Source organism: Pedobacter sp. MC2016-15 (assembly GCF_026239695.1).
Taxonomy (GTDB): Bacteria; Bacteroidota; Bacteroidia; order Sphingobacteriales; family Sphingobacteriaceae; genus Pedobacter.
This window is the reverse complement of the sequence record NZ_JAPIVS010000004.1, coordinates 416,067-439,612: the sequence shown is the minus strand read 5'-3', so window position 1 is coordinate 439,612 and position 23,546 is coordinate 416,067. Positions and strand designations below refer to the sequence as shown.

The 23,546-nt window shown below is 44.2% G+C and carries 16 protein-coding genes; 6 read left to right on the top strand and 10 right to left on the bottom strand.

The genetic code is table 11. The features are described from left to right. Positions 1-4: 4 nt before the first annotated feature. The 6 genes from OQY15_RS14560 to OQY15_RS14535 form a co-directional block, all read right to left on the bottom strand. On the bottom strand, positions 5-3,139 hold the full coding sequence (locus OQY15_RS14560; protein WP_265792525.1) for a TonB-dependent receptor: 3,135 nt from the start codon (positions 3,137-3,139) through the stop codon (positions 5-7). Between the two features lie 533 nt (positions 3,140-3,672). Further along, positions 3,673-5,523 carry an IucA/IucC family siderophore biosynthesis protein gene (locus tag OQY15_RS14555; protein WP_265792524.1) on the bottom strand — a complete coding sequence of 617 codons (1,851 nt, stop codon included), beginning with the start codon at positions 5,521-5,523 and terminating at the stop codon, positions 3,673-3,675. Next, positions 5,501-6,844 carry a SidA/IucD/PvdA family monooxygenase gene (locus OQY15_RS14550; RefSeq protein ID WP_265792523.1) on the bottom strand — a complete coding sequence of 448 codons (1,344 nt, stop codon included), beginning with the start codon at positions 6,842-6,844 and terminating at the stop codon, positions 5,501-5,503. Before OQY15_RS14550 ends, OQY15_RS14555 begins: the two co-directional genes overlap by 23 nt. 11 nt (positions 6,845-6,855) lie before the next feature. Continuing rightward, entirely contained in the window at positions 6,856-9,309 is a 2,454-nt protein-coding gene (locus OQY15_RS14545; RefSeq protein WP_265792521.1) for a GNAT family N-acetyltransferase, read from the bottom strand. Then, positions 9,254-10,795 (bottom strand): aspartate aminotransferase family protein, encoded by a 1,542-nt coding sequence (locus tag OQY15_RS14540; protein ID WP_265792520.1) that lies wholly within the window; start codon positions 10,793-10,795, stop codon positions 9,254-9,256. The genes OQY15_RS14545 and OQY15_RS14540 overlap by 56 nt, the downstream gene beginning before the upstream one ends. A 345-nt stretch (positions 10,796-11,140) precedes the next feature. Beyond that, a complete protein-coding gene (locus OQY15_RS14535) occupies positions 11,141-11,722 on the bottom strand; it encodes a tRNA-(ms[2]io[6]A)-hydroxylase (protein WP_265792519.1) in 582 nt (193 codons plus the stop codon). 49 nt (positions 11,723-11,771) lie between these two features. On the opposite strand from OQY15_RS14535, the gene OQY15_RS14530 reads away from it, so the two are divergent. Genes OQY15_RS14530 through OQY15_RS14520 form a run of 3 tightly spaced genes read left to right on the top strand, consistent with a single transcriptional unit; the run spans position 11,772 to position 14,060 of the window. Then, entirely contained in the window at positions 11,772-13,010 is a 1,239-nt protein-coding gene (locus tag OQY15_RS14530) for a glycosyltransferase (RefSeq protein WP_265792517.1), read from the top strand. A 43-nt stretch (positions 13,011-13,053) separates the two neighbouring features. Continuing rightward, positions 13,054-13,797 (top strand): ParA family protein, encoded by a 744-nt coding sequence (locus tag OQY15_RS14525; RefSeq protein ID WP_265792515.1) that lies wholly within the window; start codon positions 13,054-13,056, stop codon positions 13,795-13,797. Positions 13,798-13,802: 5 nt separating this feature from the next. After that, entirely contained in the window at positions 13,803-14,060 is a 258-nt protein-coding gene (locus tag OQY15_RS14520) for a hypothetical protein (RefSeq protein WP_265792514.1), read from the top strand. A 58-nt stretch (positions 14,061-14,118) separates the two neighbouring features. Here the strand turns inward: OQY15_RS14520 and OQY15_RS14515 are convergent, their stop codons facing one another. From OQY15_RS14515 to bla, 3 genes are all read right to left on the bottom strand, one after another. Further along, complete coding sequence (locus tag OQY15_RS14515; protein ID WP_265792513.1) at positions 14,119-14,943, bottom strand: DUF4249 domain-containing protein; 825 nt, start codon at positions 14,941-14,943, stop codon at positions 14,119-14,121. Between the two features lie 5 nt (positions 14,944-14,948). After that, the gene (locus OQY15_RS14510; RefSeq protein WP_265792512.1) at positions 14,949-17,279 is read right to left on the bottom strand and encodes a TonB-dependent receptor; all 2,331 of its coding nucleotides are present in this window, start codon (positions 17,277-17,279) and stop codon (positions 14,949-14,951) included. 68 nt (positions 17,280-17,347) lie between these two features. Beyond that, a complete protein-coding gene (bla, locus tag OQY15_RS14505) occupies positions 17,348-18,223 on the bottom strand; it encodes a subclass B3 metallo-beta-lactamase (protein ID WP_265792510.1) in 876 nt (291 codons plus the stop codon). 143 nt (positions 18,224-18,366) lie between these two features. Between bla and OQY15_RS14500 the strand changes: the two genes are divergently transcribed. The 3 genes from OQY15_RS14500 (at position 18,367) to OQY15_RS14490 (ending at position 20,945) form a co-directional block, all read left to right on the top strand. After that, positions 18,367-19,596, top strand: a complete 1,230-nt coding sequence (locus OQY15_RS14500; protein ID WP_265792509.1) for a PQQ-dependent sugar dehydrogenase — start codon at positions 18,367-18,369, stop codon at positions 19,594-19,596. Between the two features lie 337 nt (positions 19,597-19,933). Next, positions 19,934-20,500, top strand: a complete 567-nt coding sequence (locus tag OQY15_RS14495; protein WP_265792508.1) for a hypothetical protein — start codon at positions 19,934-19,936, stop codon at positions 20,498-20,500. Then, positions 20,493-20,945: a hypothetical protein gene (locus OQY15_RS14490; RefSeq protein WP_265792507.1), complete on the top strand. Its 453-nt coding sequence runs from the start codon at positions 20,493-20,495 to the stop codon at positions 20,943-20,945. The genes OQY15_RS14495 and OQY15_RS14490 overlap by 8 nt, the downstream gene beginning before the upstream one ends. Before the next feature lie 50 nt (positions 20,946-20,995). Here OQY15_RS14490 and OQY15_RS14485 read toward each other — a convergent pair whose 3' ends face one another. After that, complete coding sequence (locus OQY15_RS14485) at positions 20,996-23,419, bottom strand: TonB-dependent receptor (protein WP_265792506.1); 2,424 nt, start codon at positions 23,417-23,419, stop codon at positions 20,996-20,998. Between the last annotated feature and the right edge of the window lie 127 nt (positions 23,420-23,546).

Here is a 23,546-nt window from a genome sequence, read left to right as displayed (position 1 = left end):
AAGATTAGAATCCAACGTTTAGACCAAATGTGAACGTCTTCGCTTGTGGTGAAGTTAAAAAGTCTGTACCTGCAGAAGCCGGAGTACTGTTAAAAGTACTTACTTCCGGATCAAAACCTTTGTAGTCTGTAATAGTTACCAGGTTTTGCGCAGCTGCAAATATTCTCAGTTTTCTTACATGCAGTTTAGCAGCTAAATCAGAAGATAAGCTATAACCAAGGCTCAGGTTTTTCATACGTGCATAAGAAGCGTTCTCAACAAATCTGTCTGAAACTCTGTTGTTGGTGTTAGGGTCTCCTATAACCGCTCTTGGCATAGAGGTATTTGTATTGGTAGGTGTCCAGCGGTCTAATGTTGTTGCAAATTGACCATAAATAGTGTTCATACCTTCAGCAAAAGAACGCGTCCAGTTTAACACATCGTTGCCATAACCAAACTGCCATAACATAGCCAGGTCAATGTTTTTGTATTTGAATGTATTGTTAAATCCACCAGTGAATTTTGGTTGTGCAGAGCCTAAAATAGTTTGATCTGCAGAGTTTACTACACCATCACCATTGATATCTACAAATTTGATATCTCCAGGAGCAGTTCCAGCTACCTGATATAATGCAGTAGCACTACCTGTTGCAGTTCTTGCAGCAGCATTTAAGGCATCGATCTCAGCCTGGTTTTGGAAAATACCAGCTACTTTATAGCCACGGAATGATCCTACTGACTGACCAACTTCCAGCCAGCTACCAAAACCTGAAGCAACAGAAGCATTATTGTTAGCCAGAGATAAGATTTTGTTTTTGTTGAAAGAGATATTGAAACTTGTTGTCCAGTTAAAATCTCTGCTTTTAACGTTGATGGTTTGTAAATCTAATTCTAGACCTTTATTTTCTAGTGATCCAAGGTTGGTTGTATAACCTGTAAATCCTGTTGAACCAGCTAAAGGCAATGAAGCTAACAGGTCATTGGTTTTTCTGTAGTACCAGTCAGCACTTAAAGTAATTCTGTCATTCAGGAAACCGAAATCAATAGCGATGTCTGTTGAAGTAGTTTTCTCCCATGTCAGTTTAGGATCACCCAGCTGCGATGGATATAAACCAGCTACACCAGCGAAAGCAATACCTTGTGAAGCAGCAGTGTTATAGCTACCTAATAAGGTTCTTGAAGCGAAATCATTGATGAAGTTGTTACCTGTTTTACCCCAGCTACCACGTAGTTTTAAGGTAGATACCCAGTTGATATTTTTCATGAAGCTCTCATCAGAGATCAACCATGCTGCAGACAATGCAGGGAAATATCCGTAACGGTTTCCATCAGCAAATCTTGATGAACCATCGCTACGTAAAGTTGCTGAGAAGATATAACGGTTTTTATAACTGTAGTTCGCTCTTCCGAAATAACTCACTAATGTTGAACTAAATCCAGCAGATGATGCATCTGTCTTTACCGCGGCAGCAGATAATCTTTTGATATCATTACCAGGGAAGTTAGTTCCTGAAGCAAACAACGTTTCGTTGCTATCTTTTTGCCAAGACTGACCTGCTAATAAGTTCAGTGAGTGATCTCCAAAAGTTTTGTTGAAAGTTAATGTATTCTCATTCAAAAGGTTCAAATCTGAATAATAAGCTTCAATACCAGAACCATTTGTTGGAGCAGCACCGGCATTTAATGTTGAAGGAACAAACCTGCGCTCATGATAAATCTGGTAATCAGCTGCGAAATTTGTTCTGAAAGTCAGAGAAGGTAAAAGTTTGTATTCGCCATATACATTTGATAACAGACGGCTAGCAACAGTTTCGTTGAAAGGCTCTTTATAAGCAGCAATCGGGTTTTCAACTGAGCTGTACACATCGCGGCCATAAGTACCATTCGCATTGTAAGCGTTAATTGCAGGACTAATTAAGATAGCAGAACTCAAAACACCGTAAATGTTGTTATCATTGTTGATACGGCTGGAAACACTACGGTTAAAGCTGGTGCTTGTACCTACCTTGAATTTATCACTGATCGTATGATCAAGGTTTAAACGTGTGTTAAAGCGGTTAAAGCTAGAACCTTTTAGTATTCCGTCCTGATCAAAGAAGCCAGAGGTAATATTAAAACGAGTTTTTTCATTTCCACCATTGATGGATAGATTATAGTTGCTGATCGGAGCAGTGCGGAAAACCTGATCCTGCCAGTCAGTTGTAGGATAAGTAGCCGGATCTGCAGCCAATAATGGTCTTCCAAGGGTGTTGGAGATGTACTGGTTCAAAGTTACGCCAGCAGCAGCAATTTGAGTAGCATAGCGATTTTGAACAGCGTCCTGATACAACTGAACATACTGAGGACCAGTTAATGCATCAATCCTTTTAGTTGTTTGCTGAAAACCAGTGTTATAATCCAGGTCGATATTTGTTCTACCTGTTTTACCTCTTTTAGTAGTTACAATCACAACACCGTTTGATGCACGTGATCCATAGATTGCTGCAGCAGCAGCATCTTTCAAAACGTCAATTGATTCGATATCATTAGGATTGATATCATTCAGTGCGTTGGTTTGTCCGTTACCAAAACCGATCTGAGAGTTACTTCCAGTCTGAATTGGCGTTCCGTCAATTACATATAAAGGTTGTGAACCTGCGTTGATCGTAGAGACACCACGAACTCTTACAGTTACTGCACCACCCGGAGTACCAGATGCAGAAGTAACTTGTACACCAGCAACCAAACCTTGTAACGACTGGTCTAAACCTGTAACAGGACGATCTTTGATGTCTGCAGCTTTGATACCTGCAGTTGCACCAGTAGTAGTTCTTTTAGAAGTACTACCATAACCAATTACAACAACATCGTTCAGAGTTTTCTGATCAGAAACCAGTTTGATGTTATAAGTAGATGAATTTCCAATAGTAAGCGTTTGCGACAAGTAACCGATAAATGAGAATACCACAGAATTGCTTCCGGCAGGAACATTCAGTGTGTAAGATCCATCAGCGTCGGTTTGAACGCCATTATTAGAACCGGAAACTTTAATTGAAACGCCAGGAAGTGGCAGGCCGTCTTCGGATGAGGTTACCCTTCCTCCGATTTTTTTGTTTTGTGCATAAACACTATTCAGTGCCAACGCGCATACGGCAAGAAAAATTAGTAAAATTTTCTTCATTCGTGAATGATTTTAGGTTAGTTAATAAATTATTAGTGATGAAATATATATCAGATATTTTACAAACAAAGAATATAATTACACTTTTCAATGATTTTTTTGAAATTATTAATATAAAAAACTAATAATCAATAATAAAAACGTTGGATTAAACGTTACGACATGCTAATCCGTTTTATAAACTGTTTTCAACCCCTTTAAAAAAATTATATTCTATAGAGGAGTGATATTCATAATATTACAAGGATACTCTACTATTCAAATAGAATATACCACACATGAAATTAGCAACCAGAGATAAAAAGGTGAAAAATATTCGACAAATCCGGGTAGAATGGGACAAATGGGATTGAAGACAGCAGTCTGGGAGACTTCAGGATCAGTTAAGGATGCCTTCGAGGCAATAACGCAGCAAAAAAGGTTCAACAGCGGATCTCTGGCGGCGCTTTAACGGCCGGGGGGTAAACAAGCACCGCTTCAGCACCGCCTGAGTACCGCCTGAGCACCGCCTCCGGTCCGCTATTGATCCCTTGTTAATCGGTCATTGGGTCGAAGCCATCCCGAACGCTCCCAAGACACTCCGTCTCCTGCATCGCCATAGCTACAGGATTGATTAATGTCCCGATCATTTCCGGAACAGGCACATCCGTACTTTCACTATAACCATGTGTCAGTAAACGCACCCTGTTGATGCAAACCCGGGTAAACTCCGGAACGAACAGATCGAACTTCGCATACTTTCCCTCCAGTTCCGGATTTTCCTCCTGAAACTCCAGAATCGTATCAGCAACAGCTTTCCAGAAGTGCTGTTCATCATAACCTACACAAGTGTGAAAGATATTTCCGAGGTACCTGAAGACAGCATCAAAGATCCCCGAGAGGATAAACAGCGGCGCCAGCTCATCATCGATCTCACGTAAAACATCCACCAGGTCTTCGGGTAAGGTAGCTTTAGATTCTTCGGTGAGCACTATCTCCTCCACAAAATCCTTGATGATGATACGCTGTGGAATAAAGTCTTTCATCACCAGAATGGTATTCTCCCCATGCGGACTAAAGAAGAAGGCATGTTTGTAGAAGATCCTCAGCACGGGTTTGAGATAAGCACGCAGGTAAGCCTTAAGCCAGGCCGCGGCACCGATACCTGACTTCTCAATCATCGCCCCCACCAGACTTTCGCCTGCATCATCAACATACAGCAAACTCGCCATTGTCTGGATCCTCTCTCCCGGTTGCAGGTAGTTCTCTGCACTCTCCCGCCAGATTACTCCCAGAAACTCCTGGTACTGATATGGGGAACCGGGAATTGCACTGTACTGTGGATGCGTGTATGATGCCGTAGCCACTTCGCCAAGCAGCACCACCCCGGTTTTTCTGAGATACTCATCGCGGTCCAGCATCTGTTTTGCCCAGTTCGTAACACGCGGCGCAATGGCCAGTTTCTTTGGCGACAAGCCTCTGTAAATCGACGTATTTAAGATTGAAATGGCCGTCTTCACATAATGTTTTCCGGGATGACTGATATTAAAAAAAGTACGGATGCTCTGCTGGCACATGTATTCGTCTTTTCCTAAAGCCAATGGTACTATATACTGACTGGCAATATCATGTGCTAACTGCAGCACAATTTTATTGTTCCACTGCCATTCATGCACGGGGATCAGCAGGTAGTCTGAGGGATTCAGATCTTTATCACGCAGGATATCTTTGAAAGCCTCCAGCTGTGCGGCACCCAGCTCCTCTTCGTAAAACGAAGCAGCGGTAATCGTATCGAGCGACTTAAATGCTGCTCTGCTCTGATGTACTGCCAGCCAGGCCAGCTGTGTAGCCTGCCCCGCCTCGGGTGCATATCTGCCCTGGTCATCATGATTAAAACCTATCCTGCCCTTATTTATCGTAGCCCAGGGATGCCCGTCCATCTGGTGTTCTATGGTCTGATAATCTGCATCCGCCAGCTGGCCCGCGCTGAGCCTCCCCTTTTCATGGATATAGGCATCAGCATATAGCGTATTGAGCGTTTCCTCAACAAAATGCGCCAGCGTGAATGGCTTGATGCCAAAAGTATGCTGCATTTCAGTGAAAAAAGCAGGTGCATTGTTTAAGGGGACAGCTACACCGTCGACATATTTGATCAAAGTATCTTTTAGGATATGCCAGTAATCCAGCGCCCGGTGACAGGCAGAAAACGAATAGGAGATCTGCTCATGATCAGTGGATAAACGGAAATGCGTTAATCCATCCTGCTCCCTGCCAACAATCTCCGGCTCTGCCAGTTTCTCATGCATGAGTTCTGTGATAGACTTCGCGATATAATTTAGATTTACCTTGTTCCAAATCTCTTTATTGAGCGGCTTAACCTGATCAAAGTGCCTGTAATTCATCATTCAATGTTTCAATCGTTAATAATTCATTTGTTTTTTCTACACCAAACTGCTGGAAAGCTATCCTCTTTTCGGCTTTGTAGACTTCCCTGCCCAGGATCGTATTAATGATCACCGAATTGCGATAGGCACCCATTCCCAGATCGGGGGTTACAAAACCATGCGTGTGTAATTCAGCATTCTGAACAAAAATTTCGCTGCCCTGATGGTCGATGGTATAATGACGTCCGACATGGTATTGCTGATCTTCAGTACGCACAATCCGATCTGCAATTCCTTTCAGGAAAGAGGGCTCCTTATACTGATACCCCGTTGCCATCACCACAAAATCTGTCTGCTGAAGAAATTCCTGTTCCTGTTCGGTATGATAAAAACTCAGGTGATATCCCCCTTCTTCCACGACAGTGATCGTATTCAGCTGGCAGTTGGTACTCAACCTTACATTGAGCTCCTCCTGATCAAAACTCAGTTCATAGAGTTTGTCGAAAATCTGATTGATCAGGTCATAGTTGATGCCTTTGAACAGCTGATTTTGTTTCGCTAAGACCAGCCTGCGTTTCTCTGCGGGCAGGTTATGGAAATAGTCGACATACTCAGGAGAGGTCAGCTCCAGCGTCAGCTTGGAATACTCCAGCGGGAAAAACCTGTCCGGGCGGGTAAACCAGTTTAACTGCATCCCGTTCTCAGTTTCCGGCAAAAGGTCGTTGAAGATCTCCGCAGCACTTTGTCCGGAGCCGATGATGCTCACACTTTTTTGCTGCAGCAGCTGCCGCTTGAAATCCAGATACTGCGAAGTATGGATCACATGGGGATGGACACCATGACCACAGGACTCCGGGATCTTTGGCACCGTGCCGGTACCTAGAACAAGCCTGCGGGTATAATACATTACCTTTTCAAAAGTCTTTTGATCTTCTACCAGCAGTTCGTAACAAGCCTGCGACTCATTATAGGCAGTACTGATCACTTTTTGTCCGAAGCGGCAGGATGGCAATTGCGCGATTACCCATTTGCAATAAGCATTGTACTCCTTACGCAGGATATAAAAATCCTCCTTGATATAAAACTTATACAGCCGGTCCGTCTGCTTCATGAAATTCAGGAAACTATAAGGACTTGTAGGGTCTGCCATCGTCACCAGGTCGGCCATAAATGGAACCTGCAGCGTGGCATCACTCAGCATCAGTCCGGGATGCCAGCTAAATGAGGGCGACTGGTCCAGGAAGACTGCAGAGAGTTCTGTTAATGGTGCCGTGAGCGCCGCCATTCCGAGGTTAAAAGGCCCGATGCCTATGCCTATGATATCATATATTTTATCTTTCATCTGCTTATTGATTAAACGTCTTCCATCTGCCCTGTCAGGTTTACCTCTTTGCTCTCAGGGAATTTCTCCCAGTACCAGTCGCGGTAGCAGAAAGTCAGATTTGCATCTTTATGTGGCATCTTCAGCACCTGCTGATACTTAAATCCAAGGCGTGTCGTAAAAATGTGCATCGCTCTGGATTCTACCGCTGCCTCACCGATACATTTACCTACAACAGGCTGCAGAAATACCCAATCCATCAGCACCTGCCCACAGGGGAAGCTGAACTTTTTGTCCTTATCAGTAGGTGCGATCAGCAGGTGAGAGCCATAATCTGTTGGCAGCGCATCATAATAAGCACCCACAGATTCCCTCATCGGCCAGTACGGCTCCATCGTGAATGTCGGTACACCGTTCACCTCCCCGATAAAACTATGCGAATGATCACTTGGGATCAGCGTGCGGTAAAACAGCTCCAGCTCTCTGATCGGCCCATCCATTTTCCATATCGGCTTGGCATGCTCCTGGTTAAACCAGTCGTGCACCATTTCCAGATCCCTGTCGATATCAAAAGAGCGCAGCGTAATCGTAATCTCCTCTTTCGGGAAATACCTGCTGTACAGGATCTCTTTGGTCTGGGGTTTTATCAGGTTATCACAGAAGAAGTATCTGCTCAGCGGATTTGGATAATCCCTGTATATCGCAGGGTTATCAATGGGAGCACTGGCTTCGTCAATATTATGCAAATTGGTGAGCAGGTTACCTTTCACCTGCCAGCTACGGCTGTTGATCACATAATCTACGAGACCCGTGGTATCATTATCCTCATATTGTTTAAACTCAAGGTACACCAGATCGATCAGTTCCCGCTCATCCGCCAGCCCGTTACAGCCCAGCGCATTCACAATCCCCATCAGGTTATTGATCAGAAGATAGTACGTGTACTTCGGCAGGATATAGTCATCAGGCACAATAGCCCCGCTCTGATCAGCCAGGTCAGGCAGATAGCTCAGCAGCTCCTCGGATTTGCCTTCTCTGAAGAAGAAGCCCTGGTTATCCCTGAAATAAAGTTTAGCAGGGAAATTCTGGCTGTCCAGTTCCACCAGTACATTTTGCTGGTGAAATTCAAAGGCCATCCCGTACTTATTGAAGATCCCGATAATGGGACCTACACAAATATGAAGATATTGCTTAAACCAGTTTATGGCCACCTGCTCCAGAGGTTTGTTCTTTTGTTCTGCAGCCGCACGGATCACATTGACAATCCTGGGCTCCTGGCCCAACACCCCGTCCTGGCAAAGTGCAGCGAGTAAGGTGACGTTTTTATCAGCAGCCTCGCCCTTAAATACATTGTGCCTGATGCTGGTATTGAAGCCATTGATCAGCTTTCCCTGATGGGATACCGTGATAAAAGCAGGGTCCGTGATCAATTCTATTTCCGGATATTCTTTTTTTAGCGATACTCCCAGCTCTTTTTTCAACAGGCGGCTTACATCGTAGCCCCGGTGTAGTTCGCGCAAGAGGTTTACACGCTCAGAGTTAGTGATCTTTACATGCAGGGAAAACTTAAACATCCAGTCGCTCTCCCGGTTATAAACCGTTCGCACCGATGAAGTAGCCGTATACATTGGACCCCAGCTACCCAGACTATAAAGTAAACCTTCCTCCTCCATCTCTCCTACTTCAGGTAATCGGAGCAGGTATTTCGCTTCCCAGGGATGCATGGGCACTACCTTATATCCCGGATGCCGGCTCAGCAGATCCAGCAGAGGCTGGTCGGCCGACACATATTGCGTTAACTCTTCCCTGAAAACATCAGTGACAGGAAAGCCTTCGGCATTTTGTTCGTTTACATTTCCCGGAGCTATTAAAAAATAGGCAAGTTGAAACTGCCCCGCGGTTTCGGGTGAATACAGCATCAGCTCTGCTTCATTTTTGAAACCCATTCTGCCCTTTGGCAGCGGATGCGCATAATGTCCCAGCACCAGCGATTGCTCCGTTTCTATAAAATTCATTCGCACAGCATTGACATTTTTCCCTGTGCGGTTGATGTAGTCAAGGTATAAATTCATATTATCAATGCTATTGAGGAGACGCCCCCGCACCAGATCCTGATGTATTTCAGGAAACTCATCATGCGCATACATGATCACCAGCTCCATAAAGCGCATTGGATCAACCGGCCTGAATTCATCTGTTTGCAGGTTGCGTTCTGCGACAGGAAAATCAAAGAGGTGGCGTCCGCTTTCAGCATAGTGCTTCAGCGGGGCAAACACTTCAAAGCCCTGGCCTGAAAAATCAAAGCGGATGTGCAGGTCATGCTCCGTTCCTCCCAGGTATGCCGCCAGCGGTTCATCATATTTTGGTTTCCCGATATAACGGCTCCAGTTGGTAAATTCCCTGCAGTAACTGTTCAGTAGCGCATTGAAATTAATTTCTTCTGAAATCTGCTGTAGTTTTGTTAAACTGTAAGTATTCGTTTCCATGTTGTTTGATGATTTTGAAGATATTTTTAACGTGATCAACTGTGGTGAGCGGATTGAGCAAAGTAAATTTGAGATAAAAAGCCTTGTTGATTTTGGTACCTGCAACCAGTGCTTCGCCCCCATTGAACATACTTTTTTTGATAAACTGGTTCATCTTGCAGAGGTCGGCACTACTGTTTCTGGGGTTGTACCTGAACACCAGCGCACTGATATCAGATTCGTTCATCAGTTCAAATGCGGGGTCTGCCTGTAGCAGGGCGGCAATGTCAGCTGCTGTCTGGATAATCGTTTCAAAATAACCGCCCAGCTTAACCTTGCCCATCAGCCTGAGGGTAAACCAGAGCTTCAGCGCATCGAAACGCCTGGTTGTCTGGATGGATTTGTTGACCTGATTGGGTAGTCCGTCATGGTCATGATCCTTGGGATTCAGGTAATCCGCATGATGCGTGATCAGGTTGAACAGCGTTCTGTCTTTTACCAGAAAAGCCCCGCTGCTTACGGGCTGAAAAAACGACTTATGGTAATCTACCGTAACAGAATGTGCCAGTTCGATGCCGTTGATCAGACTCCGGTATTTGCTGGTCAGCAGCAGTCCACAGCCATAAGCGGCGTCTACATGATACCACAGATTATATTTTGCAGTTAACCTGCCAATTTCTTTCAGGGGATCGATATTTCCAAAATCTGTAGTTCCTGCTGTGCCTACTACTGCGATGGGAATATTTCCTGCAGCCAGCTCCTGCCGGATGGCATCTTCCAGCAGGATGGAGTTCATCCTGAAACTCCGGTCTGTCTTTATTTTGATCACAGATTTTTCACCCAGTCCCAGCAGAGAGGCATTTTTCTGGATACTGAAATGGGCCATTTCAGAAACGAATATCCTGAACCTGGAGGCTTCGGGTGGTAATCCGTTCAGTTTGATATTGTGCTGCAGGTGCGTCAGCGAAAAATGATCCCTGGCCAGCAGTAGTCCCATCAGGTTACTCTGGGTACCCCCACTGGTAAAAATCCCGTCGGATTCTTTTGCATAGCCGATCTCCTTACAAGTCCATTCGATCAGCTTTTGTTCCATCAGCGTCCCCCCTGCGCTCTGATCCCAGGTGTCCAGGGACGAGTTGATAGATGAAATCATCACCTCCGCAGCTATTGCGGGGATCACCAGGGGGCAATTGAGGTGGGCAATGTATTCAGGATGATGAAATGAAACAGCGTGACTGGTATACAAAAGCTCAACTTCGTTCAGGAGCGCCCTGTAGTCCATCAAAGGACTGTCCAGATCTACATTTGCGAATAATGGCCGGAGCTGTGCGGGACTTACCCCACTGAAAGGTTTTTTGTTAGTATCCAGGAAACGTTTGACGGCCTGGCTAACTTTCCCTACCGCATCCAGGTACTCCTCTGTATTGTCATGATGAAAGATGTCCTTCAGCGGATCTTCGTCGAATAAAAGATTTAAGTTTTCCTCCGCCAGATTGATTGTAAGCATATGGTCTTATTTAATAACAGGTAAATTATAGAATAGAGTCTTTGAATGCTGGTACTGGTAAAATATTTGGTTGCCTGAGAAAAAGACAATAAAAAGCGGTAATCAGCACGAAATAAAATGCACTGACAGGAGCAATATATTGCTACAAATTTTCTTTACAAAGAAGGGTATTATTTAGAATAATTCAAAACTATATTTAGAACTATTATGAATAAATAGTCAATTAGCTAATTTACAGGTATATAAATTGCTGACAAATGTTTAAAATTTACCAAAACACAAATAGATGTTTTAACTCACACGATTTAGCAGTATGCGAAAGGGGGAAATTAGAGAAAATAGATTTTAGCCGTGAATAGCCTGTTTGTTGCCGTAACTCTGGATGAGTTCACCTTCAAATTCCAGCCACTCTTTCCACCTTTTATCCACATCAATATCGATCGTATATTTACGGGCAAAGTTGAGGAAAGTCGTATAATGTCCAGCTTCTGAAACCATCAGATTATGATAGAATTTAGCCAGTTCGGCGTCTTTGATATTTTGTGATAACACACGGAAGCGTTCGCAGCTCCTGGCTTCGATCATCGCTGCAAATAACAGCCGGTCTATAAAAGCAGAATTCCTGCTGCCATCCCTGCGGTTAAATTTGACCAGCCGGCCCACGTAATCATCTTTACGTTCTCGTCCCAGGGTATACCCACGTTGTTTGATAATGTCAACCACCATCTGGAAATGCTGCATCTCCTCAATGGCGATGGCTGTCAGCTCCTCCACGAGGTCCATGTGTTCAGAATTTTGCGTGATTAAAGTGATGGCATTGGTGGCCGCTTTCTGCTCACACCATGCATGGTCAGTCAGGATTTCCTCGAGGTTAGATTCTGCAATGTTTGCCCAGCGGGGGTCCGTCAATAATTTTAATCCAAGCATGTGTATCTGAATAATTCTTCCTTCGCAAAATTAGTAATAATTTAGACGAATGAACAAAAAGAGAATCCTCATCATTGGATTGGTATGGCCGGAGCCCGGTTCATCCGCTGCCGGCACCAGAATTATCCAGCTGGCAGAGTTGTTTCATGAGGCTGCATATGAGGTGTTTTTCGCTTCCGCAGCACTCAAATCTGAGTTCAGCTATCCTTTGCAGGAAATCGGTGTGCAGGAAAAGGAAATCAGGCTGAATGATGAAAGCTTTAATACTTTTGTGAAGGAAATGATGCCTGATGTCGTGCTCTTTGACCGCTTCGTCTCTGAAGAACAATATGGATGGCGGGTACAGCAGGAATGCCCTGATGCGATGCGGATTTTAGATACTGAGGATCTCCATTTCTTACGATACGCAAGACAGGAGGCTGTAAATACCGGCCTTCCCCTGAATTTATATACCGATACAGCCAAGCGTGAGATTGCATCAATCCTGCGTTGCGACCTCTCCCTGATCATTTCTGAAGTGGAGATGGATATCCTCCAGGAGCAGTTTAAGATCAGTGAGGACCTGCTCTATTACCTTCCCTTTCTGGAGGAAGGACTGACACTAAAAGAAGTGCTTACCTGGAAAGCTTTTGAAGAGCGCGAAGGATTCGTGTTTATAGGTAATTTCCTGCATGAACCCAACTGGCATACGCTGCAGGTACTCAAGAAAAGTATATGGCCAGAACTGCGTAAGAGATTGCCGGGGGTGGTACTCCATATCTATGGTGCCTACTCCTCGCAAAAGGTCATGCAATATCATAATCCAAAGGAGAATTTCCTGGTACATGGTCGTGCCAAAGATGCGCGGCAGGCTATTGCAGCACACAGAATATTGCTGGCACCCATTCAGTTTGGAGCAGGCGTAAAGGGTAAATTTATCGATGCGATGCAGACAGGAACGCCTACGGTAACCAGCTCCGCAGGTGCAGAGGCGATGCGTGGAAAGCTGGACTGGAACGGGGCAATAGCCGATGATACGGAAGACTTTATCGATCAGTCTGTTAAATTATACAAGGATGAGGATCTATGGTCAACAGCTCGGAATAACGGTGTTAAAATTATCAATCAGCGTTATAAAAAATCTACATGGACAATCCTCTTTCTGGAGAAACTGAAGGAATTATCCGGAAATTTATCCACACACCGCAATGCTCATTTTGTTGGGCAAATCCTTCATTATCACGCTTTAAACAGCAGTAAGTACCTTTCTCTCTGGATTGAAGAGAAAAACAGGCAGTCTAAATATTAAAATATCTTTGTATCATTGCGCCCTTGTATAAAGATATATAGATATGAAGATTATAGCTGTTATAAACCATAAAGGCGGCACAGGAAAAACAACTTCAGCGCTGAATATTGGCGCCGGATTAGCACGTTTAAAAAAGAAAACTCTGCTGGTTGATATCGACCCGCAATCAAACTTAACTGAAGGACTCGGACTGAGGGATGTAGAAACATCTATCTATGACAGTATAAAAAATGATACTCCGCTTCCGGTAACCAACGTCTCCGAGTATCTGGATATCATTCCTTCCTCTCTCGATCTTTTGGGTGCCGAAATCGAACTGGTATCACGTTTAGGAAGAGAGACCATCCTGAAAAGATTGCTGAAACCGCTGGCCGGAAAATATGATTATGTACTGATCGACTGTGCACCTGCACTGGGAATGCTCACCGTAAATGCACTGGTTGCAGCAGACACGGTAATGATTCCTTTAGAGGCTGAATATTTTGCCTACAGGGGAATCGACAGGCTAGTATCCATTATCTCTGATGTAAGGACGCATTACAATGAAGCGCTGACTATCGGGGGTGTGTTTATCACCAAGATCAACCCAAGAAGGGTGATCACTGAACAGATCACTGGCAGTATCAAAAAATATTTTGATGATAAGTTATTTGATACTTCCATCAGAATCAACGTGGCCCTGGTAGAAGCACAGCTGAAAGGAATAGATGTTTTTGAATATGCACCAACCTCTAACGGCGCAGTAGATTATTCAAATCTGGTAGAGGAGATTTTAGTTAAAATATAAAGATTATGGCAAAGAAAAACCTGGGTGATATCGAGGATAACAATAAGAATTTAGGTGGAGTATCAGCCCTGTTCAATTCTCCTCTGAAAGAAAGCCCTAAAAAGGAAACAAAACCAGCTGCACCGGCTGAAGAAGAAATTGTAACCTACCCCCTGCGCATGAAAAAAAGCGCTTTGAAAGCTTTAAAAATTATGGGTGCACAAAAGGGTATAACCGTCAAAGAACTGATCATGTCAGTGGTTGAAAAGGAATACGACCTGTAATAAAAAAAGGGTTGTCAATAATTAACTGATAACCCTTTACTTTTATACTATTGCGGCCTTATTGCACCTTTAACGTTCTTCTTTGCGTAGTATGCACACTGAAATATCCCAGTGCATTGTTGTCAATATTTGAAGGCGGATTTCCAGGTGTTACACCCCCACCCGGGCCGTTCTGGGTTTGCTGACTCAAGGTATACCAGTACGTGAATACATCTTTGTCTATACACTGCATTTCCACTTCCACTGCGTCACCCGTTTTCAGTTCTTCATTGGTATCATCATCGAAAAATAGCGGATTGTTCACGTCATTACCATTGGTGAGGCGATCGTTATCAGCAAATACAGCTTTGATCTGTACCCCATTTACTTTCATTATCCAACGGTACTGATTCACCTGGTCGGCAGGATCCTTAAAATGTACTTCTACAATCTTTAAATCGTCCCCGCCAAAACTGATAATTTTGGTGCTCAGGGAATTGAGTCTCACCAAGCGCTGCAGTGTAGATTTAGCAGTGTAGGTGACATTTTTTGATACTACCCTCAGGGTATAAGTACGTCCGGTTTCGGCCCTCATGGAGTTCACCGTATATGTTCCCGGTTTGGTTTCTGTGAAAGTCCAGGAGCGGTTATTATCATCTGTCACAGTCACCTGTGCCCCGGTTATCGCAGGATAAGTATTGCTGTTGGTGTAGGGAACAGATTCGTTTATAGTAACCGTTTGTACGCCCAGTCTGTCGGTGATGTTTCCTTCAATAACAATCTGATTGGCAGACGTATCGAGTTTTACATCAATGACCTTTTCACAGGAAGCAAAAGTGATCAGAATGAGCAGAGAGAGAACGGTGTAAGATATATATTTTGATAAGAATTTGTATGTCAGCATGGCGATTAGAATTTGAAGTTATACGTAACAGATGGAATGATGCCAAACAAGCTGGTTTGTACAGCTTCAGTTTGCGTAGGATCGTTCTTTTTATCCCTGAACTGTATAGAATATGGGTTCTTGCGGTTGAGCGCATTGTAAACCCCAAAACTCCAGCTCGACTGATATATTTTGGTTTCTTTTGCTTTGAGTGTAGCACTCAGATCCAGCCTGCCTGTATAAGGCATCCTGTTGGCATTACGTTCGGTGTAATAATATGTTGTTAAGCCACCCACGCTGTATTTCCCTGCCGGGTAAGTCACCGCATTACCGGTACTGTAAATATAATTTGCAGAGAATGTCCAGCGCGGGTTCAGGTTATATATCCCTACGACGGCAAGGTCATGTGTTCTGTCCTGTCTGGCGTTGTAGTAATTTCCGTTATTGATACCATCAATCTTACGTTCAGTTTTTGACAAGGTATAACTGATCCAGCCGGTCAGTTTGCCCTTCGTCTTTTTAGCATACAGCTCGAGACCGTAAGCGCGGCCGGTACCATACAACAGTTCTGATTCAACAGTAGCATTGGCAATCAGTTCAGCTCCATCCCTGTAGTCGATCTGGTTTTGCATCCATTTATAGTATACCTCTCCGGAAAACTGCAGGGAATTATCTTTGCTGTTTCTGAAATATCCCATGGCCACCTGATCTGCCAGCTCCGGTTTGATATTGTTACTGCTCATCACATACTGATCTGTAGGTGATCCCGTATTGGCATTGGTCAGGATGTGGATATTCTGCGTATTCCTGTTATAGGAAGCTTTGATCGAAGTTTCATCTGTGAGGCTATAGCTGGCGGAGAAACGTGGTTCAGGATAGATATAAGTTTTTACAAAGTCGCCCTTACCCCTGTTAACGGTTGAAGAGATTTCTCCGGCACTGTTATAGGTATTGAAAGCACCAGGACCCAGTAAGGAGAATGAACTCAGACGTACCCCGTAAAGAATATTGAATTTGTCGGTCAGTGCCCATTCGTCAGAAACGTAACCTGCAAGTTCCAGTCCATATCTGTTCTCAACCGCTAAAGGATTAAAACTTGAATTACCGCTGGTGGTGATATCTGAGGGTGCAATGCGGTGATGTATCGCCTGCACACCAAACCTGATCACGTGTTTATTGCTGTAATACTGCAGGTCTTCCTTCAGGTTATAGTCGCGGATCATCGAAGTCACGCGGGCATTGTTATCTGCATCCAGCAGCTCCACCGCATAATGGTATTTGTTGTAGATGAAGGAAGTATTGGAGAATAGCTTATCGTTAAACACATGGTTTAAACGAATGGTAGCCGTGGTATTTCCCCAGTCGTTCGCAAACAAGTCTTTGATACCGATGTTGTCCTGCCCGAAATAGCCCGAAGCATAAATCGTATTCTTATCATTGAACTTATAATTCAACTTGGCATTGATATCATAAAAATTCAGGGTATTGCCGTTGAGTGAAGAATCGGGAGATGCTTTTAATAACAGATCGATATAAGTTCTTCTGGCACTCAGCATAAATGAACCCTTATCTTTTACTATTGGTCCTTCCACTTTGATACGCGAAGCGATCAGTCCGATACCGCCTTCAGCAGCAAACTCCTTGTTATTACCATCCTGCATCTTCACATCGAGCACCGATGAAAGGCGGCCGCCATATTGTGCCGGCATCCCTCCCTTATACAAACTCACATCCTTAATGGCATCTCCATTGAAGGTAGAGAAAAAGCCAAGTAAGTGCGAGGAGTTATATACAACAGCTTCATCCAGCAGGATCAGGTTCTGATCTGCGGCTCCACCCCTTACGAAAAAGCCAGTATTGCCTTCCCCGCCAGCTTTTACCCCTGGCAGCAGCTGGATAGTTTTGAGCACATCTTTCTCGCCGAAAAGCACAGGCAGGTTATCAAGAGATTTCATATCAAGCTTGTCCAACCCCATCTGCGGACTGCGGACATTTTCATTTTTACGGTTTTTGGATGTAATGACCACTTCATTCAGATCGCCTTTGCCCGAACCGAGTTCTATATTCAGTTTCAGCGGCGCATTCAAAGAAATCTTTTTGGTATAAGTTTCATAACCGGTATAGCTAACGATCATCTCATAATCTCCGCTGTTGCCAGAGAGGGAGTAGAAACCATAAGCATTACAGGAAGTACCAAAAGACTGCGTAGCGTTCTGGATTTTCACCGTGGCGCCGATCAGGGTTTCTCCGGTTGCAGCGTCCCTGATGGTACCACTGACGGTGAATTTTTGTTGTGCAATAGCCTGGGAACACAGGCATAGGAATAGGATTAACGACAGGTAACTCTTTTGTATCATGAATGAGGATTTATTAATGTTAAAACACGCTGCCCGCGAAATACCCTTAGTAGTTCAGAAAATAAATATCAATGGGCTATTTTTTTATCATATTGAAGCTGTAAATCCCTGAGCGCAGCGTCGTAACCTGCCCGCTCCATAAAGGCTGAAGGACGGTATGCATCCCCCGGCTGATGTTTCTTGTGCAATCCAAACTGGCTCGCATGAGAAGACAACCAAATATCAAATGATAATGTTTTCATTTGACTGAATGTGTAAGCGTAATCTGCTTCGATCTCCGGATAAGCTGTTACTTCAGAGAATTTTTTCTCCGTCACAATGCTTGGCATATTGGCTATCAGCACTTTGTAAGAGCGCTCTTTATCCTTCACATCAAAAAGAAAGCTGCATGAACCTTTGGTATGCCCGGGGTGATGCAGCATCACCAGATTCATATCCGCCAGTATAACTGTATCTTTATCATGCAGCAACCGATCAGCTTTAAGTGGCTGATACGTTTTACCAGCTCCCCCCAGGGCATAATCAGAACTACCGCCATCTGCCATCACCTGTGCATCTTTTTCATCCGCCATCATTGTAGCACCGGTCATCTTTTTGATGGCCGCCATCGCTCCCATATGATCGTAGTGCGCCTGGGTGGTCAGCAGAATCTTTATATCAGCAAACTTAAATCCAAGGGCTTCGACACTGGCTTTAATCGTCTTTGCCGAAGCTGCCAGCCCGGTATTGATCAGGATATGGCCTTTTGGTGTAGTCACCAAATAACAGGCAAGGTCGTAAGTTCCAACATAATAGAGATTACCCGCAATCCGAAAGGGGGCATAGGGCTGAGACCACTCAGGAGACAGATTTTGTGGTTCCTGAACTTTCTGTGCATCTGCAGCAAAACTGATTACTGAGCATAATACTGCCAGTAAACTTATTTTTAAGGTATGTATAAGCATATTAATAAGTTAGAACAAATATATGCTTTTTATGCAAAACCTGCGAATCTGAAGCCATTAGCCCGGAGATAAGCCGGCAATGCAATAAAATCTCTTGCCAATTGAAAATGAAATAATGTATATTTAAATTCAAATTGATTATCATGATTCAATCGATCCGTACTAAAGTTCCGGCTTTTTATGCTACCGCTCTGGCCTTTTTATCTGCAGGCCTGATGAATATACCATCCGTAAACGCGCAGTCGCTCCCGCCCGTGGAAACACAGGCCGCCAATACAAAGTATAAACCTGCTTTCGCCGGACAAACCCGGGTAGCAGGAGTAAAAACCAAAACTCCGTATTCCGTTGTTATTTTAAGTAAAACGTTAGAGCACCCCTGGGCAATCGCTCCCCTGCCCGATGGCCGCTTCCTGATTACGCAAAAGATGGGCACTATGTGCATCGTAAACGCTGCCGGGAAAACTGTTAAAAATATCACTGGCCTGCCGGAGGTAGTTCCCGACGGACAAGGGGGACTGCTCGACGTGGCTCTTGACCCGCAATTCGCGACAAACAGGATGATCTACTGGGATTATTCTGAGCAGACGACAGGTGGTACGCTCCTCGCTATTGCAAAAGGAAAGCTCTCAGCAGATGAAAGTAAAGTGGAAAACATCCAGGTGATCTACCGCGCCACACCGGCGTACAAGGGAAGCCTGCAGTTTGGATCCCGCATTGTATTTGATAAAAACGGAGATCTTTTTGTCACTACCGGCGAACGTTCAGGATCTGACATCCGCATGAAGGCACAGGCACTGGACGCGGCGATCGGAAAGGTGATCCATATTACCAAAGCCGGAAAACCGGTACCCGGGGGACCATTTGCCAATACACCCAATGCAAAACCGGAAATTTTTGCCCTTGGATTGAGAAGTCCTGAGGGTCTGGCCATCAACCCCGCAACCGGCGAGTTATGGGAATCAGAATTCGGTCCGCGGGGTGGAGATGAAATCAATATTATCCGTCGCGGAAAAAATTACGGCTGGCCGGTAGTAACCTATGGTCTGGAGTACAGCGGCGATAAGGTGGGCGCAGGAATACAGCAGAAAGAAGGTGTACAGCAACCCGTGTATTACTGGGACCCTGTACTCTCTCCTTCAGGGATCGTATTTTACAATAGCAATGTGATCCCGGAGTGGAAAGGTAATCTGTTTGTAGGAGGTCTGAGCAGTATGCACATTGCGCGACTGGTCATCAAAAACAACAAAGTTGTGGGCGAAGAGAGGCTGCTGAAATCTGAAGGCGAACGCTTCCGTGCGCTGACCGTTGGGAAGGATGGCGCCTTATATGCCGTTACCGACAGCGGAAGGTTATACCGTGTTGCTAAGAAATAGACTGAAAGTATCTCCGACTTGTATTGATAATATTCTGCCCGCAATTTAGAGGTCCTTTATTTGGCATTTGTCCGGTTTACATTCGGTGTCCAAGGGTTGATTACAGGGGTTTAATAGGGTGTTGACAGGCTCAAAAGGTAATTTGAGCCTGTCAACACCCTGTCAACACCCTGTTAAACCCCTGTTAGGTGTTGGTCAATAGCAAATCATACCCGAAGAAGGTATGCTATACAAATGAAGAAAAACCAGAACAGAACCGACCAGATCAATAGCATAACATCTTCCTTTCAGCACTGTTTTAGGGATATCATCTGTATCTTTGCGGAAAATTAGAAATATGAAGAGGCACAAAACCGTCAGAACTATTTTTATTTTCTTTCTGCTGGTGATACAGCTGATATTTCTATCGGAAATATTCAAGGAAAACACGCATTCCATATGGATTGTAGCATTACTGACAGTGCTTTCCATCCTGGTATTGCTGACTTATCTGCGCGGAAAAATCCACCACAGGGATCATGCTTATGAGCATATACTAGTGGTTTTATGGATACCTGCAGGGGCGCTAATCACCTTTTATCTCAACCATTTTCTGAGGTTTGGACCTGTACTATCTGCTGCCCTCGTAGGCACCGCAGCCTCCTTCGTTCCTAATTTAAGAAAAAATTCACATTACCTGCAGCAATTACCTGCAGCACTGTATTGCGGGGCCTTCATTGGCATGTCGAGCTCCGGCGTAGCCCCAAATTTCACGTTTATTACCACGGCAAGCATTTTCACTGCAGGTTTGCTGATCGTGTCTAAAAACCTGTTTGCCGGTGTAGGTGGTAAGCTGGGTACGCTTGCTTTTGCCGGTGTGGTGCTTACATCTTTTCTCTTTTTCCTGATCGCATCCTATGTATAATTTCCTGATCCTGTTTGCTGTCAGCTTTATCAGTCCCATCATCACATTTTATGTAAATGAAGAACTCAGACAGGGGCCGGTACGCGCATCTGCACTGCTATCGCTTCTGGTCGCTTTATTGTTCTACTGCTTCCCAAATATGCTGGACAGTTACCTTACAAAGAACATTCCGGTGGTATTTATTGGGGGGTCCTTTATCGGCATGGTTTCTTACAGGATCTTATCCAACTACTTTCTGATGGGTATCGCAGGACTTCTCTTTTGCCTCATTTATCTCAATACCAGCAAGTTTTTTACGGGGTATGGCGGTGCAGTAGGTACGACTTCAGCTATAGCTTTGCTTGCTGTGCTGAGTATCCCTGTCTTCACAAAGAAGCGACGGCTGACCAATGGGATGATGTTGTTGCGGAAAACGTTATTCAGAACCGGTAAGGGGGATAAATAAAAAAGGCCGGAAGAATCTCCCGGCCTGTAGTTTTTATATGGTGTGAAATTTTAAAATTCGTATTTAGCCGTAAGCCTCACGTTTCTTGGGATATCATAGATATAGGTGTAGTAAGAAACTGAGGTCGCTGTTTCTGCAGCAAGTTTAGTATAAGAACCCTGAGTCAGCAATCTGCGGTCAAGCAGGTTATTCATCAAAGCAGAGATGCTGAACTTACCTTTTGCATAGTTGATACCTGCATCAAAGCGTACATAATCAGGCAGCATTGTTTGTGTTGGTCCTGATCCTGTATAACGTTTAAACTGCATCTGGTAACCACCAGCAAGTCCGAATCCGTTTAGGAAAGAATTTGTATTTCTGAATCTGTATGATAACCAACCATTGGTAATATGTTTAGAAGCATTGGCCAGGTAAGTACCTTCAGCGTTTCTTGCCGGATCTTTGTTTTCGTCGTTAGTTACTTTCGGATCTGTATAGGCATAGTTTAAGGTCAGGTCTAAACCTTTGGCAACTTCCCCTACCAGGTCAAATTCTATACCCTTTGATTCCACTTCACCCAACTGCACCATAAAGTTGTTAGGATCACCCAAAGGATAAGCCGGATCAGGTGTCAGCACATTTTTCTTTGTGATCTTGTAGGCCGCAAATGTAGAGTTCCATTTTCCGTCAAACCAGTCTTTCTTTAAACCAACTTCAATATTATTTCCTGTAACAGGTTTAAAGGTAGCTCCTGTTGCAGAGCGTGATGCCTGAGATTGCGGAATGAATGCCTGATCGTACAGAGAGTACACCGAGAAATTATTCGTAATAGAATAACTTAAACCTACTCTTGGCGTAAATTTATTATCTGACATCTCTGCGGCGTTGGTTTTACCGACAGTGTTTGCATGTGTGAACCTACCCGCTAATGTTAAGCGTAATTTTTCCTGCAGGAATCGCAGTTCATCCTGCAAATAAGCTCCCGTGTATGTCGTATTGGTTGCATAAACATTTGCTCCTGAACGGTTCTGAATGCTTGTTGATCTGTTGAATACCGGGATATCGCCAGGTGCAATACCATAAATTGGATTGTAAATATTGAATACCTGGCCATTAGGCAACTTCAGATCCGGGATACCTGAAGAAGAGAAATCTCCCCATGTTTTCAGGTTACCCATATCCAGTCCACCCAAAATTCTGTGCGTTACAGGACCTGTCACTACTTGTCCCTGCAGGTACATCTGCACATTTTTATTGATTGCCAGCTCTTCGCTGATGTTCAGCGCTCTTTTCATATCGCCATTGGCTGCAATCGAAGAAGGCCATGGCGTACCACCTTTCAGTTCATAGTTCAGATAAGCAACCTGGGCATTGAAAGTCCAGTCTTTATTCAGCTTGTGATTCAGGTACAAGGTAACGTTATGGTCATTTAGCTTAGCCGGATCCAGTGAAGGGTCTCCAAGGAAGAAGCTAGGCGCGGTATCACCATATCCTCTTGGAGAAAACCCATAGTTTCCTAAAGCTTGCGCTTCCACATGCTGATGGGTATATTCTGCTGTAAATTTCGTATTGCTGTCAATCTGGTAACTGATCACCGGTGCAATTACATATTTATCGTTGTAGTTGTACTTATTGAAACTTCCTTTCGACTGTGCTGCCAGGTTTAAACGCATCAACAGTTTTCCATCAGTTGTCAGTTTGGTATCCAAATCTACGGCTCCACGATAAAGATTATAACCGCCGGCGCTCATAGACACAGAGCTTTTGTTTGTTCCTGTAGGTTTTTTGGTCACTACATTATAGATACCACCCGGTTCGCCATTGGCCATCATGAATCCTGAAGGACCTTTTACAAACTCTATGCGCTCAATTGTTGCAGCATCATCTGCCAGGGGGCCCCATGGTGTTTTCAGGTTCATCCCGTTACGGAATGCCGGAATAGAAAAACCACGCATAAAGATATTCGCATACTGCGCATCCCAGTGACCAACCCTTACAGCTCCACTCACGTTTCTGGTTACGCCATCCACAACATCAAAAACCATCTGATCTGCCATCACCTGGTTGGTAACTACCCTGATGTTCTGTGGCAGCTCCAGTAATTTAGTCTGCTGGCGTAATGATGGAGAAGTTGTTTCCACTTTGTATTTTTTGTTGCTGGAAATCTGAACGTCCTTTAGTTGTGACAAATTCTCATTCAGCGAGAAGTCGGAAATCACGGTACCTTTTGTTACCGTAACCTGTTTTTCTTTGGGATACAGACCCACTGCAGATACCACTATAATATATCCGCCGGTTGGAACTTTATGAATAGTATAAGTCCCATCTTCGTCTGTTACAGCACCATACGTTGTGCCTTTCAGTTTCACCGTTACTCCCTCGGCAACGGTACCATCAGCGGTAGTCACCCGACCTCTGATCCTTCCTGTATCCTGGGCAAATAACTGAATATTTATAAATACCAATAAAATGAAAGAAAGTAGTTGTTTTTGCATTAGCTCATTAAGTTTAATTAAGAATATTTTCGGTCACAAAGTAAAGGCTAATTTACCAGTAAACAAAATTATTTTTAAATAGTCTAAATAACGAACTAATACAGGATAAGTACATGTCTCCCGGTTA

What these genes read in the sequence shown, in the direction of transcription:
- OQY15_RS14490 (WP_265792507.1), top strand. Translation starts at nt 20,493, where the DNA reads ATGTATAATTTCCTGATCCTGTTTGCTGTCAGCTTTATCAGTCCCATC.
- bla (WP_265792510.1), bottom strand. Translation starts at nt 18,223, where the DNA reads ATGCTTATACATACCTTAAAAATAAGTTTACTGGCAGTATTATGCTCA.
- OQY15_RS14545 (WP_265792521.1), bottom strand. Translation starts at nt 9,309, where the DNA reads ATGGAAACGAATACTTACAGTTTAACAAAACTACAGCAGATTTCAGAA.
- OQY15_RS14500 (WP_265792509.1), top strand. Translation starts at nt 18,367, where the DNA reads ATGATTCAATCGATCCGTACTAAAGTTCCGGCTTTTTATGCTACCGCT.
- OQY15_RS14510 (WP_265792512.1), bottom strand. Translation starts at nt 17,279, where the DNA reads ATGATACAAAAGAGTTACCTGTCGTTAATCCTATTCCTATGCCTGTGT.
- OQY15_RS14485 (WP_265792506.1), bottom strand. Translation starts at nt 23,419, where the DNA reads ATGCAAAAACAACTACTTTCTTTCATTTTATTGGTATTTATAAATATT.
- OQY15_RS14515 (WP_265792513.1), bottom strand. Translation starts at nt 14,943, where the DNA reads ATGCTGACATACAAATTCTTATCAAAATATATATCTTACACCGTTCTC.
- OQY15_RS14555 (WP_265792524.1), bottom strand. Translation starts at nt 5,523, where the DNA reads ATGATGAATTACAGGCACTTTGATCAGGTTAAGCCGCTCAATAAAGAG.
- OQY15_RS14550 (WP_265792523.1), bottom strand. Translation starts at nt 6,844, where the DNA reads ATGAAAGATAAAATATATGATATCATAGGCATAGGCATCGGGCCTTTT.
- OQY15_RS14540 (WP_265792520.1), bottom strand. Translation starts at nt 10,795, where the DNA reads ATGCTTACAATCAATCTGGCGGAGGAAAACTTAAATCTTTTATTCGAC.
- OQY15_RS14535 (WP_265792519.1), bottom strand. Translation starts at nt 11,722, where the DNA reads ATGCTTGGATTAAAATTATTGACGGACCCCCGCTGGGCAAACATTGCA.
- OQY15_RS14495 (WP_265792508.1), top strand. Translation starts at nt 19,934, where the DNA reads ATGAAGAGGCACAAAACCGTCAGAACTATTTTTATTTTCTTTCTGCTG.
- OQY15_RS14520 (WP_265792514.1), top strand. Translation starts at nt 13,803, where the DNA reads ATGGCAAAGAAAAACCTGGGTGATATCGAGGATAACAATAAGAATTTA.
- OQY15_RS14530 (WP_265792517.1), top strand. Translation starts at nt 11,772, where the DNA reads ATGAACAAAAAGAGAATCCTCATCATTGGATTGGTATGGCCGGAGCCC.
- OQY15_RS14525 (WP_265792515.1), top strand. Translation starts at nt 13,054, where the DNA reads ATGAAGATTATAGCTGTTATAAACCATAAAGGCGGCACAGGAAAAACA.
- OQY15_RS14560 (WP_265792525.1), bottom strand. Translation starts at nt 3,139, where the DNA reads ATGAAGAAAATTTTACTAATTTTTCTTGCCGTATGCGCGTTGGCACTG.